Annotated in this window: 23 protein-coding genes and 3 tRNA genes; 9 read left to right on the forward strand and 17 right to left on the reverse strand. The window is 61.1% G+C overall.

What is annotated here, in order from left to right; genetic code table 11:
* Position 1: 1 nt before the first annotated feature.
* Entirely contained in the window at positions 2-1,021 is a 1,020-nt protein-coding gene (locus ACFUOZ_RS13035; RefSeq protein ID WP_377548712.1) for a carbohydrate ABC transporter permease, read from the reverse strand.
* A gap of 87 nt (positions 1,022-1,108) precedes the next feature.
* Entirely contained in the window at positions 1,109-2,401 is a 1,293-nt protein-coding gene (locus ACFUOZ_RS13040) for an ABC transporter substrate-binding protein (RefSeq protein ID WP_262277032.1), read from the reverse strand.
* 288 nt (positions 2,402-2,689) lie between these two features.
* On the opposite strand from ACFUOZ_RS13040, the gene ACFUOZ_RS13045 reads away from it, so the two are divergent.
* Positions 2,690-3,091: a multiprotein-bridging factor 1 family protein gene (locus ACFUOZ_RS13045; protein ID WP_377548714.1), complete on the forward strand. Its 402-nt coding sequence runs from the start codon at positions 2,690-2,692 to the stop codon at positions 3,089-3,091.
* Positions 3,092-3,096: 5 nt separating this feature from the next.
* Here ACFUOZ_RS13045 and ACFUOZ_RS13050 read toward each other — a convergent pair whose 3' ends face one another.
* From ACFUOZ_RS13050 to ACFUOZ_RS13085, 8 genes are all read right to left on the reverse strand, one after another.
* A complete protein-coding gene (locus ACFUOZ_RS13050) occupies positions 3,097-3,783 on the reverse strand; it encodes a DNA alkylation repair protein (RefSeq protein WP_377548717.1) in 687 nt (228 codons plus the stop codon).
* 35 nt (positions 3,784-3,818) lie between these two features.
* Positions 3,819-4,154 (reverse strand): hypothetical protein, encoded by a 336-nt coding sequence (locus tag ACFUOZ_RS13055; RefSeq protein WP_377548719.1) that lies wholly within the window; start codon positions 4,152-4,154, stop codon positions 3,819-3,821.
* A gap of 91 nt (positions 4,155-4,245) precedes the next feature.
* Positions 4,246-4,857, reverse strand: coding sequence for a hypothetical protein (locus tag ACFUOZ_RS13060; protein ID WP_377548722.1), 612 nt, complete (start codon positions 4,855-4,857; stop codon positions 4,246-4,248).
* The gene (locus ACFUOZ_RS13065) at positions 4,854-5,507 is read right to left on the reverse strand and encodes a DUF6286 domain-containing protein (protein ID WP_377548724.1); all 654 of its coding nucleotides are present in this window, start codon (positions 5,505-5,507) and stop codon (positions 4,854-4,856) included. Before ACFUOZ_RS13065 ends, ACFUOZ_RS13060 begins: the two co-directional genes overlap by 4 nt.
* Positions 5,504-5,884, reverse strand: coding sequence for a hypothetical protein (locus ACFUOZ_RS13070; RefSeq protein WP_274259350.1), 381 nt, complete (start codon positions 5,882-5,884; stop codon positions 5,504-5,506). Before ACFUOZ_RS13070 ends, ACFUOZ_RS13065 begins: the two co-directional genes overlap by 4 nt.
* A complete protein-coding gene (locus ACFUOZ_RS13075; protein ID WP_144661797.1) occupies positions 5,881-6,072 on the reverse strand; it encodes a DUF2273 domain-containing protein in 192 nt (63 codons plus the stop codon). The genes ACFUOZ_RS13070 and ACFUOZ_RS13075 overlap by 4 nt, the downstream gene beginning before the upstream one ends.
* On the reverse strand, positions 6,069-6,515 hold the full coding sequence (locus ACFUOZ_RS13080; protein WP_262277026.1) for an Asp23/Gls24 family envelope stress response protein: 447 nt from the start codon (positions 6,513-6,515) through the stop codon (positions 6,069-6,071). Before ACFUOZ_RS13080 ends, ACFUOZ_RS13075 begins: the two co-directional genes overlap by 4 nt.
* A gap of 76 nt (positions 6,516-6,591) precedes the next feature.
* On the reverse strand, positions 6,592-7,110 hold the full coding sequence (locus tag ACFUOZ_RS13085) for a hypothetical protein (RefSeq protein ID WP_377548727.1): 519 nt from the start codon (positions 7,108-7,110) through the stop codon (positions 6,592-6,594).
* A gap of 168 nt (positions 7,111-7,278) precedes the next feature.
* Here ACFUOZ_RS13085 and ACFUOZ_RS13090 point away from each other — a divergent pair, with 168 nt between their 5' ends.
* Together ACFUOZ_RS13090 and ACFUOZ_RS13095 are read left to right on the forward strand one after the other, a co-directional pair.
* A complete protein-coding gene (locus tag ACFUOZ_RS13090) occupies positions 7,279-7,920 on the forward strand; it encodes a DUF6318 family protein (protein WP_377548730.1) in 642 nt (213 codons plus the stop codon).
* Between the two features lie 323 nt (positions 7,921-8,243).
* The gene (locus ACFUOZ_RS13095) at positions 8,244-8,864 is read left to right on the forward strand and encodes a hypothetical protein (RefSeq protein ID WP_377548732.1); all 621 of its coding nucleotides are present in this window, start codon (positions 8,244-8,246) and stop codon (positions 8,862-8,864) included.
* A gap of 11 nt (positions 8,865-8,875) precedes the next feature.
* On the opposite strand, the gene ACFUOZ_RS13100 is transcribed toward ACFUOZ_RS13095, so the two are convergent.
* Positions 8,876-9,700 (reverse strand): glycerophosphodiester phosphodiesterase, encoded by an 825-nt coding sequence (locus ACFUOZ_RS13100; RefSeq protein ID WP_377548735.1) that lies wholly within the window; start codon positions 9,698-9,700, stop codon positions 8,876-8,878.
* Positions 9,701-9,768: 68 nt separating this feature from the next.
* Positions 9,769-10,518: an MgtC/SapB family protein gene (locus ACFUOZ_RS13105; protein WP_377548737.1), complete on the reverse strand. Its 750-nt coding sequence runs from the start codon at positions 10,516-10,518 to the stop codon at positions 9,769-9,771.
* 489 nt (positions 10,519-11,007) lie between these two features.
* On the opposite strand from ACFUOZ_RS13105, the gene ACFUOZ_RS13110 reads away from it, so the two are divergent.
* The 3 genes from ACFUOZ_RS13110 (at position 11,008) to ACFUOZ_RS13120 (ending at position 14,202) form a co-directional block, all read left to right on the forward strand.
* Positions 11,008-11,910 (forward strand): carbohydrate ABC transporter permease, encoded by a 903-nt coding sequence (locus ACFUOZ_RS13110; RefSeq protein WP_377548790.1) that lies wholly within the window; start codon positions 11,008-11,010, stop codon positions 11,908-11,910.
* Positions 11,911-11,972: 62 nt separating this feature from the next.
* Positions 11,973-12,788 (forward strand): carbohydrate ABC transporter permease, encoded by an 816-nt coding sequence (locus tag ACFUOZ_RS13115; protein WP_377548792.1) that lies wholly within the window; start codon positions 11,973-11,975, stop codon positions 12,786-12,788.
* 49 nt (positions 12,789-12,837) lie between these two features.
* A complete protein-coding gene (locus ACFUOZ_RS13120; RefSeq protein WP_377548739.1) occupies positions 12,838-14,202 on the forward strand; it encodes an ABC transporter substrate-binding protein in 1,365 nt (454 codons plus the stop codon).
* Between the two features lie 231 nt (positions 14,203-14,433).
* On the opposite strand, the gene ACFUOZ_RS13125 is transcribed toward ACFUOZ_RS13120, so the two are convergent.
* The 3 genes from ACFUOZ_RS13125 to ACFUOZ_RS13135 form a co-directional block, all read right to left on the reverse strand.
* Positions 14,434-14,509 (reverse strand) — tRNA-Phe (locus tag ACFUOZ_RS13125).
* Between the two features lie 46 nt (positions 14,510-14,555).
* Positions 14,556-14,629, reverse strand: a tRNA-Asp gene (locus ACFUOZ_RS13130).
* Positions 14,630-14,713: 84 nt separating this feature from the next.
* Positions 14,714-14,786 (reverse strand) — tRNA-Glu (locus tag ACFUOZ_RS13135).
* 245 nt (positions 14,787-15,031) lie between these two features.
* Between ACFUOZ_RS13135 and ACFUOZ_RS13140 the strand changes: the two genes are divergently transcribed.
* Positions 15,032-15,973 (forward strand): DMT family transporter, encoded by a 942-nt coding sequence (locus tag ACFUOZ_RS13140; RefSeq protein ID WP_377548741.1) that lies wholly within the window; start codon positions 15,032-15,034, stop codon positions 15,971-15,973.
* 26 nt (positions 15,974-15,999) lie between these two features.
* On the opposite strand, the gene ACFUOZ_RS13145 is transcribed toward ACFUOZ_RS13140, so the two are convergent.
* Positions 16,000-16,923, reverse strand: a complete 924-nt coding sequence (locus ACFUOZ_RS13145) for a PfkB family carbohydrate kinase (RefSeq protein ID WP_377548744.1) — start codon at positions 16,921-16,923, stop codon at positions 16,000-16,002.
* A 92-nt stretch (positions 16,924-17,015) separates the two neighbouring features.
* Between ACFUOZ_RS13145 and ACFUOZ_RS13150 the strand changes: the two genes are divergently transcribed.
* Positions 17,016-17,477, forward strand: a complete 462-nt coding sequence (locus tag ACFUOZ_RS13150) for a metallopeptidase family protein (RefSeq protein ID WP_377548747.1) — start codon at positions 17,016-17,018, stop codon at positions 17,475-17,477.
* A 10-nt stretch (positions 17,478-17,487) separates the two neighbouring features.
* Positions 17,488-18,408, forward strand: a complete 921-nt coding sequence (locus ACFUOZ_RS13155; protein ID WP_377548749.1) for a cation diffusion facilitator family transporter — start codon at positions 17,488-17,490, stop codon at positions 18,406-18,408.
* Here ACFUOZ_RS13155 and ACFUOZ_RS13160 read toward each other — a convergent pair.
* Positions 18,405-21,062, reverse strand: coding sequence for a PEP/pyruvate-binding domain-containing protein (locus ACFUOZ_RS13160; protein ID WP_377548794.1), 2,658 nt, complete (start codon positions 21,060-21,062; stop codon positions 18,405-18,407). The genes ACFUOZ_RS13155 and ACFUOZ_RS13160 overlap by 4 nt on opposite strands.
* Positions 21,063-21,093: the final 31 nt, after the last annotated feature.

Below are 21,093 nucleotides of genomic sequence, written 5' to 3' on the forward strand. Positions count from 1 at the left end.
CTCACTTGGCCTTTCCGGACGTTGTGGCTGCGTCCACGGCATTGGCCCCGAGGAAGCGGACGAAGATAAAGGCCACAAGGAAGATCACAAGGAATGTAATGGTCGATAGCGCCGCCGCTGTATTGAACCCTTGTCTGATTTGTTGGACAACCAGGATGGACAGCGTGGTGGTGCCGTTGGCGCCCTGGGTCATGATGGCGGGAAGGTCGTACATACGCAGTGCGTCCAGGACCCGGAACAGGATGGCCACCATCAGTGCGGGCTTGACCAGCGGAAGTGTGATCAAGCGGAAGCGCTGCCAGGTGGACGCGCCGTCAACTTTGGCTGCTTCGTAAACTTCATCGGGAATCAGTTGCAGGCCGGCCAGGATCAGAAGCGCCATGAAGGGTGTCGTCTTCCAAACGTCGGCAATGATGATGGCCCACTTGGCAGGCCATTCCGAACCAGTCCAGAGGATCTGGGTTCCGAACAGCTTGTTGGCGATGCCTTCGAAAGCGAAGATGAAGAACCAGAGTTTGGCGGTGACCGCCGTCGGGATGGCCCACGGCACCAGGACGGCTGCGCGGATCAGGCTGCGGCCACGGAATGCACGGGCCATGATGATTGCCATCCAGAAGCCAAGGATGGTCTCAAAAGCGACCGTGACTGCCGTGAAGAAGAACGTTGTTCCCATGGAGTCCCAGAACTGGGCTCCGAGTGTTCCCGGAGGGCAGGCAACAGATCCGCCGCCGGGGGCCGTGCATTGCTGCAGCAGCCAGTGGGTGTAGTTTTCGAATCCGGCCGGGCCACCCTCAGAGAAGAAGCCGGTTGCGGGGTCGAGGCCTGAGTCCTTCTGGAAGGACATGATGATTGCATTGAGCACCGGGTAGATGATCACGATGGCCAGAAGGATCAGCGACGGCGCCAGAAGGGTGTAAGCCCAGCGTCCTTGCGTGAGTTGCTTCCGGTCGGCGCTTTCACGGCTGGGCATCGTGTGCTTGGAAGCCGCCGCCGCGTCTGGTTTTTGTAGTTCTGTTGACATGTCAGGACTCCTGTCAGGGAGAGGGCCGTGGCCGGAGTCCGGCTGCCCACCCCCTCAGGGACAGGCAGCCGGACTTAGCCCGGGTGGTTACTTAGCTCCGGCCGACTCGATGGCCGCTTGCATGTCGGAGATGGCCGAGTCCACGGTCTTCTCTCCCTTGAGGGCGGCATAGGCGTTATCCTGCACAGCCTTGGTGACGGCGGGGTAGAACGGCGTCACGGGGCGCGGAACCGCGTTCTCGATGGACGTCTTCAGTACAGGGAGGTACGGCAGCTTGGTCACGAGTTCCTGATCGTCATAGAGCTTGGTCAGAACAGGGGCCAGCGAACCCTGGGTAGCGTAGAAGCGCTGGGTTTCCTCGCTGGTGATGAACTTGATGAAGTCCGCGACCGTTGCCTTGTTCTTGGAGTACACGCTCATGGCGATGTTGTGGCCACCCAGCGAGGAGGCGCCGGGGCCATCCTTGCCCGGGAGAGGAGCCATCTTGAAGGTGTCCTTCACAGTGGACGAGCCATCGGTCTTGGCCAGGTTGTACACGTACGGCCAGTTGCGGTGGAAGAGGAGCTTGCCGGCTTCGAAGGCCTGGCGTCCCTGCTCTTCCTGGAAGGTGATTGCCTCGGTCGGGATGTTGCCGTCCTTGTAGGCGTTGACCAGGTTGGTAAGGCCCGCCTTGGCCTCACTGGAGTTCACGGCAGCCTTGCCGGACTCATCAACAATCTTGCCGCCTGCAGAGTTGATGGCTTCGGCCGCGTTGACCGTGAGGCCTTCGTACTTCTGGAACTGGCCTGCGTAGCAGCCGATGTTGTTCTGCTTGGCGATGTCGCACATCTTCATCATCTCGTCCCACGTCTTGGGCGGGTTGGGCACCAAGTCGCCGCGGTAGTAGAGGATGCCACCGTCCGAGCTCTGCGGAGCTGCGTAGAGGGTGTTGTTGTAGGTGGCGCTCTTGACGGTCGACTCGAGCATGCCATCCGTGGAGATTGCGGTCTTGTCCTTGAGCGGCTGCAGCCAGCCCTTGGCAGCGAATTCGGCCACCCAGATAAGGTCCACGCTCATGACGTCGTAGTTGGCGTTCTTGGCCTGGAAGTTCTGCACCAAGTCATCGTGCTGCTGATCGGCCTGGTCGGACTGCTCCTTGAACGTCACTTTCTCGTTCGGGTGTGCCGCATTCCACTTTTCAATAAGCGGCCGGACAACGTTGCTGTTGTCCTTGCCTTGGACGTAGGTGATCGGCCCGCGGCCGTCAAGGTTGTTGGCTGCATCGCCGCTGGCACCTCCGGAACTGGTGCCGCCGCCACCCCCGCCGCCACCACAGGCGGTAAGGGACAGAGCCAGGACTCCGGCGACAGCTGCCGGAAGCAGGAACTTTTTGGATTTCATGCTGGGAACTCCTCGGTGAGTGGACCAGGTTTTTCCGCGGTGCGGTTGATGTGGTGAGGCTCACAATAGTCATGTGGTCGAAGAAAATGCAAGCGCTTACACGCGCCGTGACCACAACGATACAAAGTAGTCTGATTATTTGCCTTGTAGGGCACTTGCGGGGTGCCCCTTGAGGCCAGTCGCCGACCGTTCCCCCGTCGGAGCCATCCCAGCGGAAGACCCTTTCCCGGGCGCGAGAAAGCGAGTTCGATTTGATTGCCCACTATTGCCTATGGAACAGTGGGAAGTGTGGATGAACTCGAAGCATTACAGACCATCGGACGGCTGATCAAAGAGGAACGCCTCGCCCAAGGTCTGAGTCAGGTGCAGTTGGCCAAACAGGCCGGCACTGCCATCAAGACCGTGCGGACGCTGGAATCAGGCACACGGCGCACCCAGGAAATCAACCAGCGCAAGCTTGAGCACGCACTGGGTTGGCGGGCGGGGTCCGTGTCCGAGGTACTTAAGGGCAAGTCCAATTTCGCGCCGGACATGATCACCCCGGACGACATGCGATCAAGTGATCAGACGCGGCACGGAGTCACCCATGCAGCCCTCCCCGCGGCCCCCATCGCCCGGGCCTCGCACCTCTCCGATGAAGAACTCCTGGCCGAGCTCACCTACCGGATGATGCAACGCAACCGAGACTGAATGAACTAGGCGCCGGCTTGGCGCTTGACCATTTCATTGATCCAGGCAGGGGCAAACGGGGAGGTACAGTTCGGCGGCGTGGGATAGTCCTTCAGCACTTCCAAACGCTCGCCGATATCCAGTGCGCGGGCGCGATGCTCCGGGTGCTCAATTCCAATCTGTGCCAGGCAATGGTTCATCGCCCACTGTAAACGCTCCGGAGCTTCCTTCATTTCCGCTTCAATAATGTCCAGCAATTTCCCGAGATCCAGGCCCTCGGGTTTCTTGACGACGCGGTCTGCGGTCAGTGCCCAGCCAGCGCTCGCCACCACAGGGTCGGGGTCGGAAAACCATGCCACCCTCAAATCCTCGGCAGACGGACTCTTCTTAACCACATAATTCACCAGCCAGTCATGCACTTTAGGCGTGCGGGCCTCCCGCAGCATGGCATCCAGCTCGTTCTGCTCAAAGGCCTTGGGGCGGCAGATCAGGAGAGAAAGCAGACGAGCGGCCGTGTCACCCGTAGCCCACAGTTCACGAGCCAACTCCGGCTGTACCTTGAGTCGCTTGGCCACGGCCCGCAGTTTGCCGAGGTTTACACCGTGATCATCTCCGTGCTTTGCATTTACTTCACGGGCACGCGGATCCTCCAGCAGAGCAAGCTCCGCCAGGATGTCGGCCACTGGGGCTTGCAGCGCATTTGTTCCAGCCAATAACTTCTCCTGACAACAAGGCGCGGAAACTTCCGCTACTTTTCACCCTTGAACAGACCAGCGATCTTCGAACCGAGTCCCTTCACGTTTTCCGCCACATCGCCGGCGATTTCCTTTGACTTCTCAGCGACGTCACCGGCCAGCTCCTTTGCATTCTCGCCTACGTCGCCGGAGAAGAACTCCTTGACGTTCTCTGCTGCCTCGCCCGCAAATTCCTTGACATTCTCTGCAGCCTCGCCCGCAAATTCCTTGACATTCTCTGCAGCCTCGCCGGCAAATTCCTTGGCATTTTCAAGTGCCTCAGAAGCGGTTTCCTTAGCTTTAGATGTCCCATCATTCACGGCGTCGGCTCCGGTGTTCTCTTCAGTCATTGTGTTCTCCCAGGTTGCGGTGTTGCATTACCTTCCAACGGAGGTTGTCCCCCGCTGGTTCAAACCCTTGACGGCTGTGGATCCCCCATTATCAGCGCACCCGTTCGGCCTTGGTAAACCGTGATCGTGCCCCCGAGACCATGTGCACCAAAACGGGCGTCTTTTGGCCGATGACAAGATCCAGGGCCTCGACCAGTTGTGAGATCTCCGCGGCCAGGAGATGCGGCGCGACTCCTTGCCGGGGTTGAATCCGTATGCGAAGGCCTGGCCGACCCTTGAACTCGTAGGTTGCCACAGATGCACCGGCAAGGTCGGTCCGCTCCGCCAAGGCAGACCGGAGGGCTTGCTCGGCGACGCCACCGCCTATCCTGACTTCGCCGTCGACGTCGCTGTCATCACTACTGGCCACCAGGAGGTTCGCCCGTCCTTTGCCCTGTTGTGACAGCCACGCAATCATGGCGACGATGATGACCACCAGGACCGCGCCGGCAACAATCCATAGCCAGCTCTCTTCGCGCCCTGGGAAACGGGTCTGGCGGAAGGCATTCTCAGCCCCTGCCCAAACACCCGCCGCCCAGCCGTGCCACCAGCCAGCCACCGCCGGGACGGTAGCCAGCAACACGAGCAACAGCCCGACAGCCAGAAGTTTGATCCCAATGATGAACAGCAATACGCGGTTCAGTGCCCGAGGTGTCCCGTTCAAGCCCCAATCACCCCCGAAGACGCCAGGTTGACCCGCACAGTGGGCAGGGGCACCGGCGACATCTCTTCAAGCTCGGCCTGGACCGCCGCGAGCACAGCCTCCCGGCTAACGCGGCTCCCGGATGTTGGCCGGACGTTGACCACGACGGCCTGTCGGGAAACCACCACCATGACCTGTTCCTGGGTTACGTTGGCAGCCGTTCGCGCTCGACGGGCCAACGCCGAGGCCAGAACCTCGTCATCAACCACGACGGCGGTACGCGCGTCCCGGAGCAGGTGGCGCGCGCGCCTTCCAGGCAGCACAGCCTGGAGCAGGAAAAAGAGGCCCACCATGGCGATCACCGCTCCGCTTGCGCCCAGCAGGAGAGGTGAAATGCCCTCTGGAAGGGCGATGATCCGCTCGGCCGCAGTCGTCGGATCAACCAGCCACGGCGGCTGGCCGACGGCCCGGACCCCTGCTTCCAGCAAGGCGTACACGCAGAGGACGATCACGAGCACTGCTGCAATGACCGCTGCAGCGGCCCGCGACGAATGGGTTTCCCGGCGCAAAATGCGACTCATTTCAGGGTCTTCCCCTGCCACAGGGGTAGCGCCGTGGCTTTGGTCCGGGCCGACAGCCAGGAATTTCTCCGTTTCCTGATCCCGCGTCATTGAACGCGGCCTCCCTCCCTGACGTGAGCCCCACTGATCCTGATGTCCACCCTGCTTAATTGCGATCCACTCAGCCGGGTCACCGACTCAAGGACAACAGCTTTGGCAGCTACGGCCCGGTCCCAGATGGAGCCACCGAAACCCTGAACGCGCCGGGGATCCCGGAGTACTTCCGTCAAGGCCGGGACGCTGATGGGTGCGACGATCGACAAAGCCAGCAGGCCGTCGTCGTCCGTCCAGTCTGCGCGGATGTCGCTGGCCTCCACGCCGAGTGCCTCGGCGGCAGCGGCGCGAGCCAGGGAAGTCAAAGCCTGGGTACTGATCCGGTTGTGACCGGCCAGGCTGGTGGTGTTTTCCACAGCCTCAGCCACGCTCATGATGAAGAGCGCCGGCCCGTAATGGCGTCAAGGACGCTTCGTAGATCCAGTTTCCCGTCAGCCGCACGACCCAGGAGCGCCCCGATTCCCATGAAAAGCAGCGAGATCACGAAGCCCCACAGCCCGAACGAGAACGACATGAACGCCACGAAGGCTCCGATCGCGATTCCCACCACGGTCATGCTCACTGGAGTGCCTCCCTTTCCACCACGACGGTCTTGGCTCCGGCTTGTTTTGCCGGCGGCGCAATGAAGACATCGGTGATCTCAATGTTCACTTCGATCACCTGGAGGCCCACGAGTTCCTCGACAGCCCGGTACACGGCAGCTCTGACCTGATTCGCGACGCCGTGCAACGGATGGCCGTAGAGGGCCACCAGCGTGATGTCCACGGCGACTTGGGTCTCACCGACCTCGGCGCGGACTCCCGCGGCATGGTCTGAACTGCCTACTGCATCACGGATCGCACCAAGAGCACGGGAAGGGCCTGATCCCAGGGAGTAGACCCCGGGCACTGAACGGGCAGCGATGCCCGCCACTTTCGCCACGGCCGCTTCGGAGATGATGGTGCGTCCCGTACCGGGGATTTCGCCCCCGGGCACAGGTTCCGGCTGCACGTTCTGGACTTCCATGGAGCACTCCCCTTCTCTTGAGTACCACCCTAGCGTCTAGCTGCGACGCTTTGGAGGCAAGGGATGCGCGCGGCGCCTAGGCGCAGTTCTTCTCCACCCACGCCGGGATGGGCTTCATCAGTTCCTCAAACTGCCCGTCTCCGTACTTTGTGAGATCGGATCCCGCGGACTCCGTGAAGTTCTTGAGCTTTTCGAATGCCGGCTTCAGCTCTTCCGGTACTTTGCCCTGCATCTTGGACAATTCGTCTTTGGCCTTTTGGACCTCCGCAGGGTCGCCGCCGGTAATGGCAGCCATGGGGAGGATGGTGACGCTGAGCAGGGACGCACTTACGGCGACACAAGCCTCGGACATTGACGCGTATTGGCCGTAGGCGCCGCCGGTTCCCGTGCCCGTGCTGGTGGACGTGCTGGGACTGGGGGAGGCAGAGTTCGAGCCGACGTCCGCGGCCGGTGCCTTGGACGACGCTGCGTTCGACGCCGACGGCGTGCTTTGAGCGGCTGGCGCCGGAGCAGAGCAAGCGCTGAGCGTCAACATTGCGACGAGACCGGCAGCGGCAGCGAAGCGACCGGAAGCAGACAGGCGTGAACGTTCCATGATTTCCCCCAAGGATGGTAAAAGACAATTCGATGGGCTAAGAATACGTCGGGGATGCAGCAGGAGCCAAAGACGTTATCCACAGGCGCCATTTTCCGGCTGGGAGACGGAGTAATGCCCTGCTTAGACTGGCCGCCACACCGTCGAACAGCTGTTGGGGAGCCTGTCATGTCACGCGTTTCGTTTGCCGTTCTATTTGTCGCGGCTGCCGTGCTTCTCAGCGGCTGCCAGGGCGGGTCCGGTCCCAGCGCTTCTCCTTCAGGACCGGGCACGACGGCGGCGCCCACCTTGAGCGTTCCAGTTCCGGCCGCTTCGGCTGCTTCTTCTACAGTTCCCGGGGCTTACAAGCCGGCGGATGCGAAGGGAAAAGCCGAGAACGTGCCGGTTCCCGTGATTCCGGAACTCGCGAAGGAGAACTCGAAGGCGGGGTTGGAGGCGTTTATTGGGTACTGGTACGCGACTTACTCTTATGCGATTGAAACTGGTGATCTCACAGCGTGGAGAAACATCACAAATACGGCGATTCCGGTGGCCGTAGCCCACAACGACTCAGTGAGACTGAACTACATCGAAGGCAGATGGATGGCCGGAGGCCGACTCGTGACCCCACGGGTCGACGTCACGTGGAACAGTAACCCGGATCGGATCCAGTCGGCCAAAGTTCAAGTCATCCAAGAAGCCATCCAGTACTACGATGCCGGAGGCACCAAAGGTCAAGCGGATTCCGCGGCAACCAATACGGCCGACGTTATTTTCGCCAAGTACGGTGACGTTTGGCAGGTAACCGACTACGGATCGATAGTCGGTTAGCCGTGAAACGACTGGCATTGTGTGGTGCTTCTCTGCTTCTTCTCATTCTGCAGTCCATCGTCAGCTCTACCCCATCACAAGCGGATGAGACCCGCGTCAGCGCTGATCGACATGAGCGGCAGATTGAAGTCGGAGCCACGTTCGTCCTGAACACTGAAACCGGAGCTTCAGAGCCTAAATCCGGCACCTCCCCAGGCGTTGAAGACCCGAATCAGTACATGGCCGATGTTCACTGCCGATCAGGTGGCTCCGACACCCCGGACAGAGGCTGCCTCACATTGGACTGCCCACCGAAAACACCTGGCGGCGAAGAAGGCACCCCTGTGATCTGGCGGCAGGCTCCAAAGTCGATCACGAATCCAGTGTGGACGGACTACCCCGCAGTCAGTGGCCCCACCTGCCTCTACGGACCCCAACCCGGGAACGTCCTGGCCGACATCGCAGCCCGGATCCTCAACGACTTCCGCCAACTCCCCGTCAACCCGGGAGCGCTACAAGCCCAGCCGTTCCCCCATACCCTCAAAGGCGGACCCACCAACTTCTACACCACCACAACCGAGCAAAGCTTCGATGTCACGATCCTCGGCCAAGCAGTGCACCTGACTGCCACCCCGGCCAGCTACACCTACACCTACGGCGACGGCATCACCCTCGGGCCAACACCTGCCACCGGGTACTCCATCCCCCAGGCCGAATGGCTCACCACGGACACCCGCACCAGCCATGCCTACACCAACACCGGCAATTACCCAGCCACCGTCACCACCATCTTGACCGGCACCTACTCCGTCAACAACGGCCCACCCCTGCCCATCAACGGAACCCTCAGCCTCACCACCCCGGCCATCACCATCCAAGTCTGGAAAACAGAACGAGCCCTCGTCGCCGACACCTGCCAACAAAACCCCAAATCCTGGGGATGCCCTGACGCGACACCTCAGTAGTCACGAGATATTCAGAACTCCCGAACGTCGAGCATGGGCAACGATATCGGCCGGGCCGCCGGTAGCTCCAAGCCCAAACCCTGCAACGTGTCCCTTGCCAGGGCAACGTCATTAACACAGATACCGTCGACGCCAAGCCCCACAGCCTCTACGATTTGTTCCGCCGTGGTCAATGTCCACGGATAGATTTTCAGGCCGGCGGCGCGGACGGTGGCCACGAGTTCTGCGTTTAACAGGTCAAAGTTTGGCGCCACTGAGGAGGCGCCGGTGTTAATAGCGGCGTTTACCAGTGCCCCGGGTTCGAAGGGGTAAAGTCCTGGTCCGGGAACCCACACTCTCCGGCTGAGCGCCACCATCGGAACGTCAGGCAGCATGGCTGCCGTGGCCCGGATAATTTGAGGGTCGAAGCTCCGAACACGTATTGCCTGCTCGTGCTGGTGGGCTTTCAGAGTTCTCGACAAAGCCGTCACGATTGCCTGGCCGTATTCGTCGAAGACGGCCCCTTCAGTCTTGATCTCGATGTCGAGGACCACCGTGCTTGCTTGAGCAAATCGCAGAAGTGCCAACAATTCGGTGAGAGTTGGAACCCGGGTTTCGATATCCACGTCGGTGGTCGTGGCCGGGTGCTCCTCGACCATCGCGTGCCGGAGCAGTCCCCTTCGGATGTCCGAGCCCCCGATGATTGCGTCGTGTCGCAAGGCGAGCTGGTCATCTGAAGTGAGCCAGATGTCGACTTCGATTGCTCCAACGCCAAGACGCAAGGCTTCGACAAAGCCGGCCAGCGTGTTCCCATGGCGCGTAGCCAAGACGCCGCGGTGCCCTTGAATTTCGATCAAAGATGCAGCCCCTCGCGGCGCAAGGGGAATTGTCAGCTCTGGCAATGATGCTTCTTTCACGGGGTCCTCTATTCCGTTTCGTCCACAAGGGATGCCTCGGTGACTGAGGGAAGTTGAGACAGCCGGCCGACGATATTCGATGCCGCCGAGGTCCCTTCCAATTCGAGTTCAATCTCCACGAACTCACCGGTTGTCACTGCTTCGTTTCCCTGCAGGAGTCTCTCCACAGCGCGTTTCATATCTCCTGAACCCGGCATTGTGGCGAAACCTTGGACGCGAAATCCTTGCTCCGTACACGTCCGGAGTACATCCCGCAACGCACCAACGCCGTCCAGATACGTGACGCGAACAAGCCACTGGTTTGGCAAACCAAACTGCAATCTTCCTGTCACCCACGGGTAGAAGTAGACAATGACAAAATGAGCCGCAGTAACAAACACTGCGGGCACCACCAGGCCGGCGCCTGCTGACGTTCCAACGGCAGCCGTCACCCAGATGGAAGCGGCCGTCGTGAGTCCCCGGACCTGGTTTCGCCGAACGAAAACCAATCCTGCTCCGATGAAGCCGATTCCGGAAACTACCTGCGCCGCGAGCCGCGATGGGTCCAGGCGCACAAGATCCACCATGAGCACATCGCTGAACCCGTACTTGCTCACCACCATGAACAGTGCTGCGCCCAAACCCACCATCGCATGGGTTCTCATACCAGCGGACTTGTTCTTACTCTGACGCTCGAACCCAATCGCTGTGGACAACACGAGTGCCACGGCCAATGCCGCACACATCTCCCACCATTGGGGGCTTGTACTGAAGATCACCGTTTGCTCCTGTTCAAATTTCCACTCGCAACCCCGTCTGCGCAGCCACCGAAAGAAATTCCTTGGGGCGAGGGGAATTTCAGGAGGACTGGCGGGGTTGTTAGGGCGCCGGCTGCTGCCGGTGCCGCCGTCGTATGGAAGCTCTGGAACCTCCACTCGACTGAGCTGAGTGCGTAACGGTATTCAGCCTGGCGGTTTTGTTAGGACGTTAGCACATATGAGTGGAGGCGCAATATGCTGGACTTTCGGGCTGGTCTTGCGCTCGGTGCCTCGAGTCGGTAGTTTGACACACGACACAAAGTTAGATTGTCAGGTCAAATGCCCCCAGACCCCCATCTAACTTCTCATGAACGCTGCCCCAGACTGCGATGACAAAGAAGTCAGAGGTCTGCGGTGAGCGTTGTTGACGCGAATCACTTAGGTACATCCGGAGCTGGCTCTCCGGGCCAAGCAAGCAGTCGTCCTCCCTCGCCCGGCGTCTCCCAAGCCATTGCGCCCCGGAAAAATCGCCGCTGGAACGGACGTACTCGACGCGACGCATGGACATTTGTGGCCTTTGCAGCCCCAAACGTCATATTGATTGTCCTCTTCACCTATCGGCCGTTAATCACCAACATCTACTTCTCCACCCTTGATTGGACGCTCGGGGCGGCTTCTGCCACGAGCGTCGGCCTGGGCAACTACGTCGAGTTTTTCAGCTCCCCCGATGCGGCAAATGTTCTGGGGGTGACCGCAATTTTCACTGTGACCACGGTGGGTGGCGCGATGGCACTGGGTCTTCTGATTGCATTGGCCCTGAACCAGAGATTGAAGGGGCGCACCTTCGCACGGGCCGTGATATTTGCGCCATACGTCTTATCCGGTGTCGGCGTTGGACTGGTATGGCTCTTCATATTCGACCCCACTTACGGTGCGTTGTCCTGGCTCCTCCGCTCCCTGGGCCAAGTCAGCCCGCAGTGGGTCAACGATCCAAAGCTGGCCTTGATGATGGTCATCGTCGTCTACATCTGGAAGAACCTTGGCTACTGCGCGGTGGTGTATCTCGCCGGGCTTCAGTCAATTCCTCCTCAACTTATGGAAGCAGCTTCATTGGACGGGGCGACCAGCTTCCGCCGCTTCCGAACCATCGTCGTTCCTCTCTTATCCCCCACGACGTTCTTCCTGCTGATCACGTCCATTCTGAGTTCGTTGCAGGCCTTCGACATCATTCGGATCATGACCCCCTCCGGGAATGGGACAAGCACGCTCATTTTCGATTCCTACCTGCAGGCATTTGGGTCTTACAACAGGGCGGGCTACTCCGCCGCCATCTCGGTCGTGCTGTTCACGGGTCTGCTCATCATCACAGCAATGCAATTGAGGTTTGTAGAACGAAAGGTTCACTACTCGTGAGAACGACGCCCGCTCAAGATCTTTCCCAACGCGTCCGGCCTTTGTCGTGGCGAAACCTTGGCATGACCATCGCCGGCGGTTACGTCCCGCTCGCACTGGCAACTCTTGTTGTCTTTCTACCGCTCCTCTGGATGATGCTCTCCTCCCTGAAAGCTCCGGGCGAGATCGTCACCACTGACCTGGCTCTCCTGCCCAAGAGTCCAGGGCTGCAGAACTATGTGGATGCGACCTCCACGGTCCCGTTCCCCAGGTTCTTCCTCAACAGCGTCATCGTGACGGCGATCGGGTCAACGCTCAAATGTGTTCTGGCAATTTTCACGGCCTATGCCCTGGTCTTCGTCCGGTTCCCGTTTAAGAGGGCTATTTTTCTCCTGATCCTCGTGGCACTCATGGTCCCGCCACAGGTTGCCGTACTGCCGAACTACGTCCTGATCGCGAGCATGGGTGGGCTGAACACGTACTGGGGAATAATCCTTCCCGGCTTGGGGACGGCGTTCGGGACATTCCTGCTTCGACAACATTTCCTGACCCTCCCGCCTGCGATTCTCGAATCGGCGGAGATAGACGGAGCCGGTCACTGGCGGAAATTGTGGAAGATCGTGGTTCCGGTTTCCGTGCCAAGCATCGCCACGGTGGGTCTGGTGACCATCGTCTCGGAATGGAATGAATACATCTGGCCCCTCATCGTGACCGATCATCCCGACATGATGACGCTGCCAGTGGGATTAACCCAGCTGGTCAACAGTGACGGAAGCAATCAGAACTGGGGCATGCTCATGGCCGGCGCCGTGATTGTGCTGCTTCCCATCCTCATCATCTTCGCAGCCTTGCAGCGCTACATCGTCTCCGGTCTCACTCAGGGATCAGTCACCGGCTGATAAGCACCCTCCCCTCATCCGCAGCATCCAAAAGAAAGGCAACTTCCGCATGTCCAGAGATTATTCGCGTAAGCAGTTCCTCACAGTCGCAGGGGCCAGCCTGGGGACCCTAGCCCTCGCAGCCTGTGCAGGCCCAACAACCGACGGAAGTTCTGCGGGCAAACCATCGGCGTCGGTGGACTGGACCAAGATCAAGCCCGCCGCCACTATCAGCTTCATGTCCAGCCATCCCGGAAAATCGCGGGATACGGAGCTCAAACTGATTGACTCTTTCCAGAAGGCACACCCGGACATCACCGTGAACCTGATCACCGGCGGCGCCAACTACGAGGAAGTCGCCCAGAAATTCCAGACATCCCAGGCCGGGAACGACGTTCCCGATGTCGTTGTGGCCTCGGACGTGTGGTGGTTCCGGTATGCGGTTTCGGGAACGATCCTGCCTATCGATGATCTCCTCAAAGCCGTCAGTGTGAGCACATCCGACTACGTTCCCGGGCTCATCAGCGATTACAAGTACGACGATTCGCAGTGGGCCGTACCGTATGCCCGTTCCACACCGCTGTTCTATTTCAACAAAGACCACTTCCAGGCAGCAGGAGTACCAGAGCAGGCGCCCAAGACATGGGAAGAGTTCGCAGAGTGGGCTCCCAAGATCAAGGCCGCCAATGCCTCTTCCGCCGGGTACCAGAATGCGTACCAGTACCCGGCGATCGCTGGCTACGCGGGCTGGACCCTCCAGAATGTACTGTGGGGATACGGCGGCGGATGGTCCAAGGACTGGGACATCACAGTCGACTCGGATCCGTCGGTCAAGGCACTTCAGTGGGTGCAGGACTCCATTATCAAAGATGCATGGGCGGGCGTTTCATCCAAGAACGCAATCACGGATCTGCAGGCAGGGGCCGTCAGCGCAACCATCAGTTCGTCAGCGGACCTTGCCACGACACTCAAGGCGGCGAAAGAGGCAAACATGCGGATCGGCGTCGGGTTTCTGCCGGGCGGCTCAGCGAGACAGTCTCCCGTATGTCCTACCGGTGGTTCTGGTCTGGTGATCGCCACCAAGACGTCGCCGGAACGCCAGCTGGCGGCCGCTATGTTCATCACGCACGTGACCAATGCCCAGAACACGGCAACGCTATCAGCAGCCACCGGTTACGCGCCCGTGTCTCAAACAGCGGATATTTCGGCAATCCTGAGCCAAACTCCGGAGTTCTCAACGGTGGTGGACCAGCTGAAGGTCACCAGGACCCAGGACTTTGCCCGCACATTCCTGCCCGGTGGTGACCAGGAACTGGCGAAGGCCGCGACCCGCATCATGAACGAAGAGGCGGATGTCAAAGCAACAGTGACGGATCTCAAGCGAACTCTGGAAACCATTTACAACAAGGATGTGAAACCGAAGCTGAAGTCTTAGCCGAACTCAAGGCCATCGACGCCGGCACCCACCTGGGTGCCGACGTCGAACCTACAGGGCAGGGCGGGCCCCCACCACCGACTTTGACCACGAACCCCGAGCCGACACACCCCAACAACGGCGCGTGATTTCGCTCACAACTCCAAAGTCGGTGGCAGCGGCACACGCAAAGTGGTGAACCGAGGGTTAAAAGAAGAAAAGCACCAGTTCCGAAGAACTGATGCTTCCCAGTGGTGGCTCCGACCGGCGTCGATCCGGTGACCTTTCGATTTTCAGTCGAACGCTCTACCAACTGAGCTACAGAGCCTAGGTGACATGTCACCTTGAGAACCAAATTACTTCGGCGCTCAGAGCGACCCTGACGGGACTTGAACCCGCGACCTCCGCCGTGACAGGGCGGCGCGCTAACCAACTGCGCTACAGGGCCTTGCGTTTGCAGTATCTCTACTGCGTTTTTTTCAAGGCTTCTAGCTTACCAGACTTTTTTCATCCGATTTACCACTTCCTTGCGTACCCCCAACGGGATTCGAACCCGTGCCGCCGCCGTGAAAGGGCGGTGTCCTAGGCCGCTAGACGATGGGGGCCTGAACTCAATTCGGATTTTGCAAAGAAAAGGGACGCTTTATGCGTTCTTTCCGTGTCTCGCTCGTCCGAACTGGACTCTAAAACTTTAGAGCATAGATGCCGATATTCCCAAATCGAGGATCGCGGAGGCACGTAGACCCCTCACTCAGGCCCCGGAAGGGCTGCCCAAACTTTGGCAGGATCTTGCCCTGACGCGTCCGAAAACCGCCAGCCCGCCACGGGCATGCCCGGATAGATTTGGCTCATGACAACCACCTCCCCGGCCGAACCCGGCCAGCCAACCCCGGGCTTGAATCCGCGCACCACCCCCGCGCCAGGAGCAGGCATCAGCAAAGCCGGCATCGCTGCGGTCGTCGTCACGGTCGTGCTCTGGGCTTCGGCTTTCGTCGGCATCCGGGCGGTCGGCCCGAGCTTCTCCCCCGGCTCCTTGACCTTGGGACGGTTGGCGGTTGCCGCCGTCGTGCTTGGCATCGTCGTCCTGCCGACCCTGAAAGTCTGGCCGCGCGGCCGGGAGTGGCTGCCGATCGTGGCCTACGGGGTGATGTGGTTCGGCGGCTACAACGTAGCCCTGAACGCCGCCGAACACATGCTCGACGCCGGCACCAGCGCCATGCTGATCAACGTCTCGCCCATCCTCATCGCCATTCTCGCCGGCATCTTCCTCAAGGAGGGCTTCCCCCGCTGGTTGTTGATCGGCAGCGCGGTGGCGTTCTGCGGTGTCGCGATGATCGCCCTCGGCTCGGGACAGCGCTCGACGGCGGATGTCGCCGGTGTGCTGTTGTGTCTCCTTGCCGCTGTGCTCGCCTCCGTGAGCGCCATCCTGCAGAAGCCCGTGCTCCGGAAGTTCTCCGCAGGCCAGGCAACATGGTTCGGCATCATGATTGGTGCCCTGTGCTGCCTGCCATGGGCCGGCCAGCTGGTAAGCGAAGTTCAGGCGGCACCGCTCCCGGCCACGCTCGGCCTGGTGTACTTGGGCGTGTTCCCCACCGCAATCGCCTTCACCACGTGGGCCTACGCGTTGTCGCTGATCTCTGCCGGAAAGTTGGCAGCCACCACGTATCTGGTCCCGGGCACGACAATCCTGATTTCGTGGGCTGTCCTCCAGGAAGTACCCACCATCTGGGGGCTGATCGGTGGCGTGGTCTGCCTGGTAGGCGTCGGGCTGACGCGCCGCCGCTCGAAGTGACGCGCCGCCGCTCCAGCCGGCAATAGCTAGCGGGCCATCTCCGCCAGGAGTTCCCGGTGCGTGGGAGGGTTGGCTCCCCGCCGCCCCACGGTGATGGCCGCCGCCATCGACGCGATGTTGCCAATGCGTTCAAGCACCGTGGGCGCCAGCCCGTCGCTGCCACGGAGCAACAGCCCCATGATCAGTGCTGACATGTAGGAATCACCGGCACCAATGGTGTCGGCCACGGTTGATGGCACAGCGCGGACCCGGATCTGTATGTGGCGCGTGGCCATCAACGAGCCCTTCGCGCCCTCGGTCATGACTGCCAAGGTGGTTCCCAGCGTCAGAAGATGGCTCGCGATGTCTTCCAATGCCTTGCCCGGATAGAGCCAATGGGCGTCGGAGGCACTCATCCTGACAACATCAGTCAGCGGAACAATTTCTTCAAACGTGGTCAGTGCCTCGTGGTGGCTGCCCAGGAGATCAGTCCGGATGTTGGGGTCGTACGTGACCATGCAGCCACCCTGCGCTTGCTCCAAGAGACTCCGGACCGCCCCTGCACCGGGTTCCAGGAAGGTCGCGATGGACCCCGTGTGCAGGATCCTCGGCGCATACGGCAGGGCAAGCGGAGCCAGCGCCCATTCGATGTCGAAGGTGTAGGCTGCCGAGCCGTCGGCAGCTATCCGGGCTGTCGCCGTCGCGGTTTTTCCCATCGACTGGGATCCGGGCAGCAGCACCACTCCGGCGCTTTGCAGGTGGGCGGCGATGGCATCCCCGCGCTGGTCCCGGCCGATCGCGGTCAGCAGGCCGGCTTTCACATCCAACCGACCCAAGCCATAAGCGACGTTGGTGGGTGATCCGCCCGGGTACTCGGCCTGCCCGTCGGGCGACTGCACGATATCTATCAGCGCCTCACCCACCACGACGACGTCGAGGGGTTCAGACATGGGGGAAGCGGTGGAAGTCATGCGGTTCCTGTGTCTATGCGAAAGGGACTGTGTTCAGTATCCCTCATCACCCATAGGGCCCCAATACTGCCGCAGCAGACTAAAGTCGAGTCATGCCCGCGAATCTTCCTCCCGGACTTCCCATAATTCCCGACGGCGAGCGCCCGTTTTCGCCGTTGCCGGACCGAAGCGCTGCGCACCGCGCGCCCTTCGAGATGTCGCCCGAGGATTTCGAGGAAGCCGTCAGCGACGCCTTGCAGCTGATTCCCGCGAAAGCAGCAAGCGCCATGGACAATGTGGCCATCTTCATTGAAGACGATTACACGCCGCAGCCGGGCGAGGACCCGGACACCGTGCTGCTGGGGCTGTACGAGGGCGTGCCGTTGACGGAGCGCGACTCGTGGTGGGATGCGGGTTCGCTTCCTGACCGGATCACCATCTTCCGCCAGCCCATCCTGAATATCTGCGCCAGCCGCCAGGAGGTCATTGACGAGGTGGCTATCACCGTGGTTCACGAGATCGCGCACCACTTCGGGATAGACGACGACCGCCTGCATGAGCTCGGCTGGGGCTAGCCTTATAAGCATGGGGCATGATCACAACCACTCGCACGGCGTCACTGCAACCGGCAAGCACCGGAAACGCCTGATTGCCGTCCTGTGCATCACCTTGGCCGTGGTGGGCATCCAGGTGATTGGCGCCGTCGTCTCCGGCTCCTTGGCACTGCTGGCGGATGCCGGGCATATGCTCTCCGACGCCGCAGGCGTCTTCATTGCGCTGATGGCGGCGTGGATCGCTACCCGACCGGCCAGCGACCAGCGGACCTACGGATACCAGCGCGCGGAGGTGCTCGCTGCCCTGGCCAACGCGCTGATCCTCATCGTGATCGCCGTGGTGATCATGATCGAGGCTATCCGGCGATTTGGCGAAACCCCCGAGATCCACACTGACGTGATGTTGTGGGCCGCCATCCTGGGCGCGGTGGCCAACCTGGTTTCCCTGCTGATCCTGCAAGGAGCACAAAAGGAGAGCCTCAACGTCCGCGGCGCCTACCTTGAGGTCCTGGGCGACCTTCTGGGCTCCATCGCAGTCATTGTTGCCGCCGTCGTGATCATGACCACCGGCTTTTCCGCGGCCGACCCCATTGCTTCGGTCCTCATTGCACTGATGATCATTCCGCGCGCATGGCATCTGCTCCGGGACGTAGTGGACGTGCTCCTTGAGGCAACTCCCAAGGGCGTGGATGTGAACATGATCCGCGAACACATCATGGCCGTTGACGGCGTGGTGGAAGCCCATGACATCCACATCTGGACCATCACCTCAGGCGTGCCGGTGTTCTCAGCCCATGTGGTGGTGGAAGACGAAGTCCTGAATGCCTCAGGGGCGGACAGCATCCTGGACCAGCTGGGGTCTTGCCTTGGCCGGCATTTCGACACCGAGCACTGCACCTTCCAGTTGGAGCCCGTCAGCCACTCCGAGCACGAATCCCACCAGCACGCCTAAGAGGTTTCGCCTTCCGCAGTGACCGTGCCCGCCGCGCCGTCCACTGTAATGGACTGGCCGCTGCGTAGTTTCGTGGTTGCATCCGCCACGCCCACCACCGCCGGGATTCCATATTCACGGGCCACTACGGCGCCATGCGAGTTGGGTCCGCCCATCTCCATGACCAGGCCTCCGGCCGTAAGGAACAGGGGCGTCCAGCCCGGATCCGTGGACGGCGCCACGAGAATCTCACCGGGTTCCAAGTGGGCTCCGACAGGATCCATAATGACCCGCGCAGGCGCGGTAACAAGGCCTGACGACGCCGGGCTGCCGGACAAAGTGCCCGGGCGCTGTTCCGCGTGGGCCACAGCTGTGGCCTCGGGTTCCGTGCCGTCGGACAGGAGCATTCGGGGAATGTGCCTCCGGCGGAGTTCCTGTTCGTAGGCAGCCTTGTGATCAGCGACTGCGCTACGCAGATCCTCGCCTGCCAACGCGTTTTCCACTCCGTCCAAGTCCAGGAAAAAGATGTCCTCGGGCTGCTCGATCCGCTGTGATGCTGCCAGCTCGTTTCCGACCAGCAGCAACTGCTCACGCGCTGCGGCCAGCCCCAGGACCAGGTTGTATTTGGGCGACTCCCGTAAACCGGCAAACCTGCGCGTGCGGTCCAAGGCTACGCGCACCACCAGCGCGTGGAGCGGGCTTATGGCCCTGGCCCGCGCGACGAACTTTGCCACCTGCTGGTCGGCATCCGCAGCTGCTTTTCGGAATTGTTCGTCGGGGGCTCCGGCTCCGGGCTGAAGCCTCAGATAGTTGGCAAGGACCCCGAGGATGTGGGTTGGATCATCGCCCCAACGCGGCATGCCAAGATCGATCTCCGCCACGGCACGGTGCCCGTACACGTGCAGGAACGCGTCCAGGCCGCCCTGGGCCACGGCAGGCAATTCGGCATCCCGGTATTGAGCAGCCAAAGCTTCGGCCGCTTGACCCTCGATGGAGGCAACGGCGTCGGGATCTTCCCGGATCTTCGAGGCGAGCTGCCATAGCGCCAGGTCCATCTCAGTGGTGACGTTGTTCGGCAGGCCACGGATCACGGTCTGAAGTTCATCGTAGGATGCCTGCCCGCCCAGTATCCGGCCCACCAATGCCAGCATCGCGAACCCGAGCAAGGGAAGCGGCAACAGCTGGGGCACTGAGGCAAAGAGTTCCCGTCCGAGAATCCGCTGGACGTGCGCGATCCGCTGATGGGCCGTGGCTTGGGCGGGCACCTCCAGGGCCTTCCGAAGGTCCGAGTTGAGTCGCTCCGCCCTCTCCATGGCAGCATCCGGACGGACCAGTCCCCGGAGGAGCGACTCCGGAACACGATACTTGGCCGCCACAGGGGCGACGTGGCGGATGAGTTTCAGCGGAGTCCTAATGGTTACCGAAAAGCGTGGGTCATCGAATAAGCCCCGCATCAATTTGGCGGACCGTGCTTCCATGACATCAAAGACCCTGGGCACAATCTTTCGCCCGATCCGGCTCCGCAAAACCGAGGTCAGATCGAAGAAAATGCGCTGACCTGCTTCGTAGTAAGGCGGCGGCCCGGAACGGGGATCCGGAACGGCGAAGCCCGCAGTTCCGGCTACGCACGACGCTATGAGGCGGATTCCAGCCAAGCCCATGGGTGTCAATGGCCGTGTCAGCCCCTGCGCGAGGCTGAAGTTCAGGAAGGCATGGACGCCGGGCACAGGAGGGGTGCGGGTTGTTATGGGGTACAAGGTGGTGATTGGCCGCGCCTGGGTCAACCAAAGTTTTCCGTCGGCATCGAGCGCCCACTCCGTATCCTGTGGTGCTCCGTAGTGCTTCTCCACCAGGCGTCCCAGCGCAGCCAACTCCCTGATCTGCCGGTCGCTGAGACAGGGCTGGATGCCGGCGTCGCTGAGCTGCACCTGGCTGCTCCGTTCCCGCCGCTCAGTCCCGCCTCCCGGGACGGAACGGATTTCCACCTGCCGGTCGCCCAAGGTGCGTTTCAGAATGGCACTGTTGTTCAGGTCCACAACGTACTGATCGGGGTTCACTGCCCCGGACACCACTGCTTCCCCCAACCCCGGGCTGGCATCGATCACTGCCTCGGACCTTTTGCCCGTCACTGGATTGGCCGTGAACATTACACCCGCCGCGAAAGAATCCACCATCTCCTGCACCACTACAGCCAGGGCCGCAGATGCGTGATCGATGCCGTTGGTGGCCCGGTACGTCACCGCACGGTCGGTCCAGAGGGAAGCCCAGCAGCGGCTCACTGCGTCCAGCACTGATTCGACGCCCACTACGTTCAGGTAAGTGTCTTGTTGGCCTGCGAAACTGGCGAAGGGCAGGTCTTCGGCGGTGGCCGAAGACCTGACAGCCACGGGGACATCGATTCCCAATCCTTGGTAGGCCGACCGCACCGCGGCAGAGATGTCAGCCGGCAGCCCCGCGTCCAGCACCAAGGAACGGGCCTGCGCCGCGAGCAGACCCAACCCGGCCAGGTCCGCTGCGTCGGTCGATTTCAGGGCCGCACAGATGTCGTCGAGACCACTGGCGGACAGAGCCCGCCGATAGGCCTCCGTGGTCAGGCAAAAACCCCGTGGCACGGGCAGTCCCGCGCTTGCCAATTCACCCAGGTTCGCTGCTTTGCCGCCCACGTCGGGAAGCATGGGTCCACGAATCTCCCTGAGGTCCAGCGTG

It is taken from the genome of Paenarthrobacter sp. NPDC057355, assembly GCF_042667405.1.
Taxonomy (GTDB): Bacteria; Actinomycetota; Actinomycetes; order Actinomycetales; family Micrococcaceae; genus Arthrobacter.

Bases quoted from the DNA above. Each gene is read 5' to 3' on its own strand.
- ACFUOZ_RS13055 (WP_377548719.1), bottom strand. From the start codon at position 4,154: ATGACTGAAGAGAACACCGGAGCCGACGCCGTGAATGATGGGACATCT.
- ACFUOZ_RS13115 (WP_377548792.1), top strand. From the start codon at position 11,973: ATGACCATCGCCGGCGGTTACGTCCCGCTCGCACTGGCAACTCTTGTT.
- ACFUOZ_RS13160 (WP_377548794.1), bottom strand. From the start codon at position 21,062: ATGCTTCCCGACGTGGGCGGCAAAGCAGCGAACCTGGGTGAATTGGCA.
- ACFUOZ_RS13155 (WP_377548749.1), top strand. From the start codon at position 17,488: ATGGGGCATGATCACAACCACTCGCACGGCGTCACTGCAACCGGCAAG.
- ACFUOZ_RS13150 (WP_377548747.1), top strand. From the start codon at position 17,016: ATGCCCGCGAATCTTCCTCCCGGACTTCCCATAATTCCCGACGGCGAG.
- ACFUOZ_RS13065 (WP_377548724.1), bottom strand. From the start codon at position 5,507: ATGACGCGGGATCAGGAAACGGAGAAATTCCTGGCTGTCGGCCCGGAC.
- ACFUOZ_RS13040 (WP_262277032.1), bottom strand. From the start codon at position 2,401: ATGAAATCCAAAAAGTTCCTGCTTCCGGCAGCTGTCGCCGGAGTCCTG.
- ACFUOZ_RS13120 (WP_377548739.1), top strand. From the start codon at position 12,838: ATGTCCAGAGATTATTCGCGTAAGCAGTTCCTCACAGTCGCAGGGGCC.
- ACFUOZ_RS13085 (WP_377548727.1), bottom strand. From the start codon at position 7,110: ATGGAACGTTCACGCCTGTCTGCTTCCGGTCGCTTCGCTGCCGCTGCC.
- ACFUOZ_RS13035 (WP_377548712.1), bottom strand. From the start codon at position 1,021: ATGTCAACAGAACTACAAAAACCAGACGCGGCGGCGGCTTCCAAGCAC.
- ACFUOZ_RS13080 (WP_262277026.1), bottom strand. From the start codon at position 6,515: ATGGAAGTCCAGAACGTGCAGCCGGAACCTGTGCCCGGGGGCGAAATC.
- ACFUOZ_RS13070 (WP_274259350.1), bottom strand. From the start codon at position 5,884: ATGAGCGTGGCTGAGGCTGTGGAAAACACCACCAGCCTGGCCGGTCAC.
- ACFUOZ_RS13145 (WP_377548744.1), bottom strand. From the start codon at position 16,923: ATGACTTCCACCGCTTCCCCCATGTCTGAACCCCTCGACGTCGTCGTG.
- ACFUOZ_RS13140 (WP_377548741.1), top strand. From the start codon at position 15,032: ATGACAACCACCTCCCCGGCCGAACCCGGCCAGCCAACCCCGGGCTTG.
- ACFUOZ_RS13090 (WP_377548730.1), top strand. From the start codon at position 7,279: ATGTCACGCGTTTCGTTTGCCGTTCTATTTGTCGCGGCTGCCGTGCTT.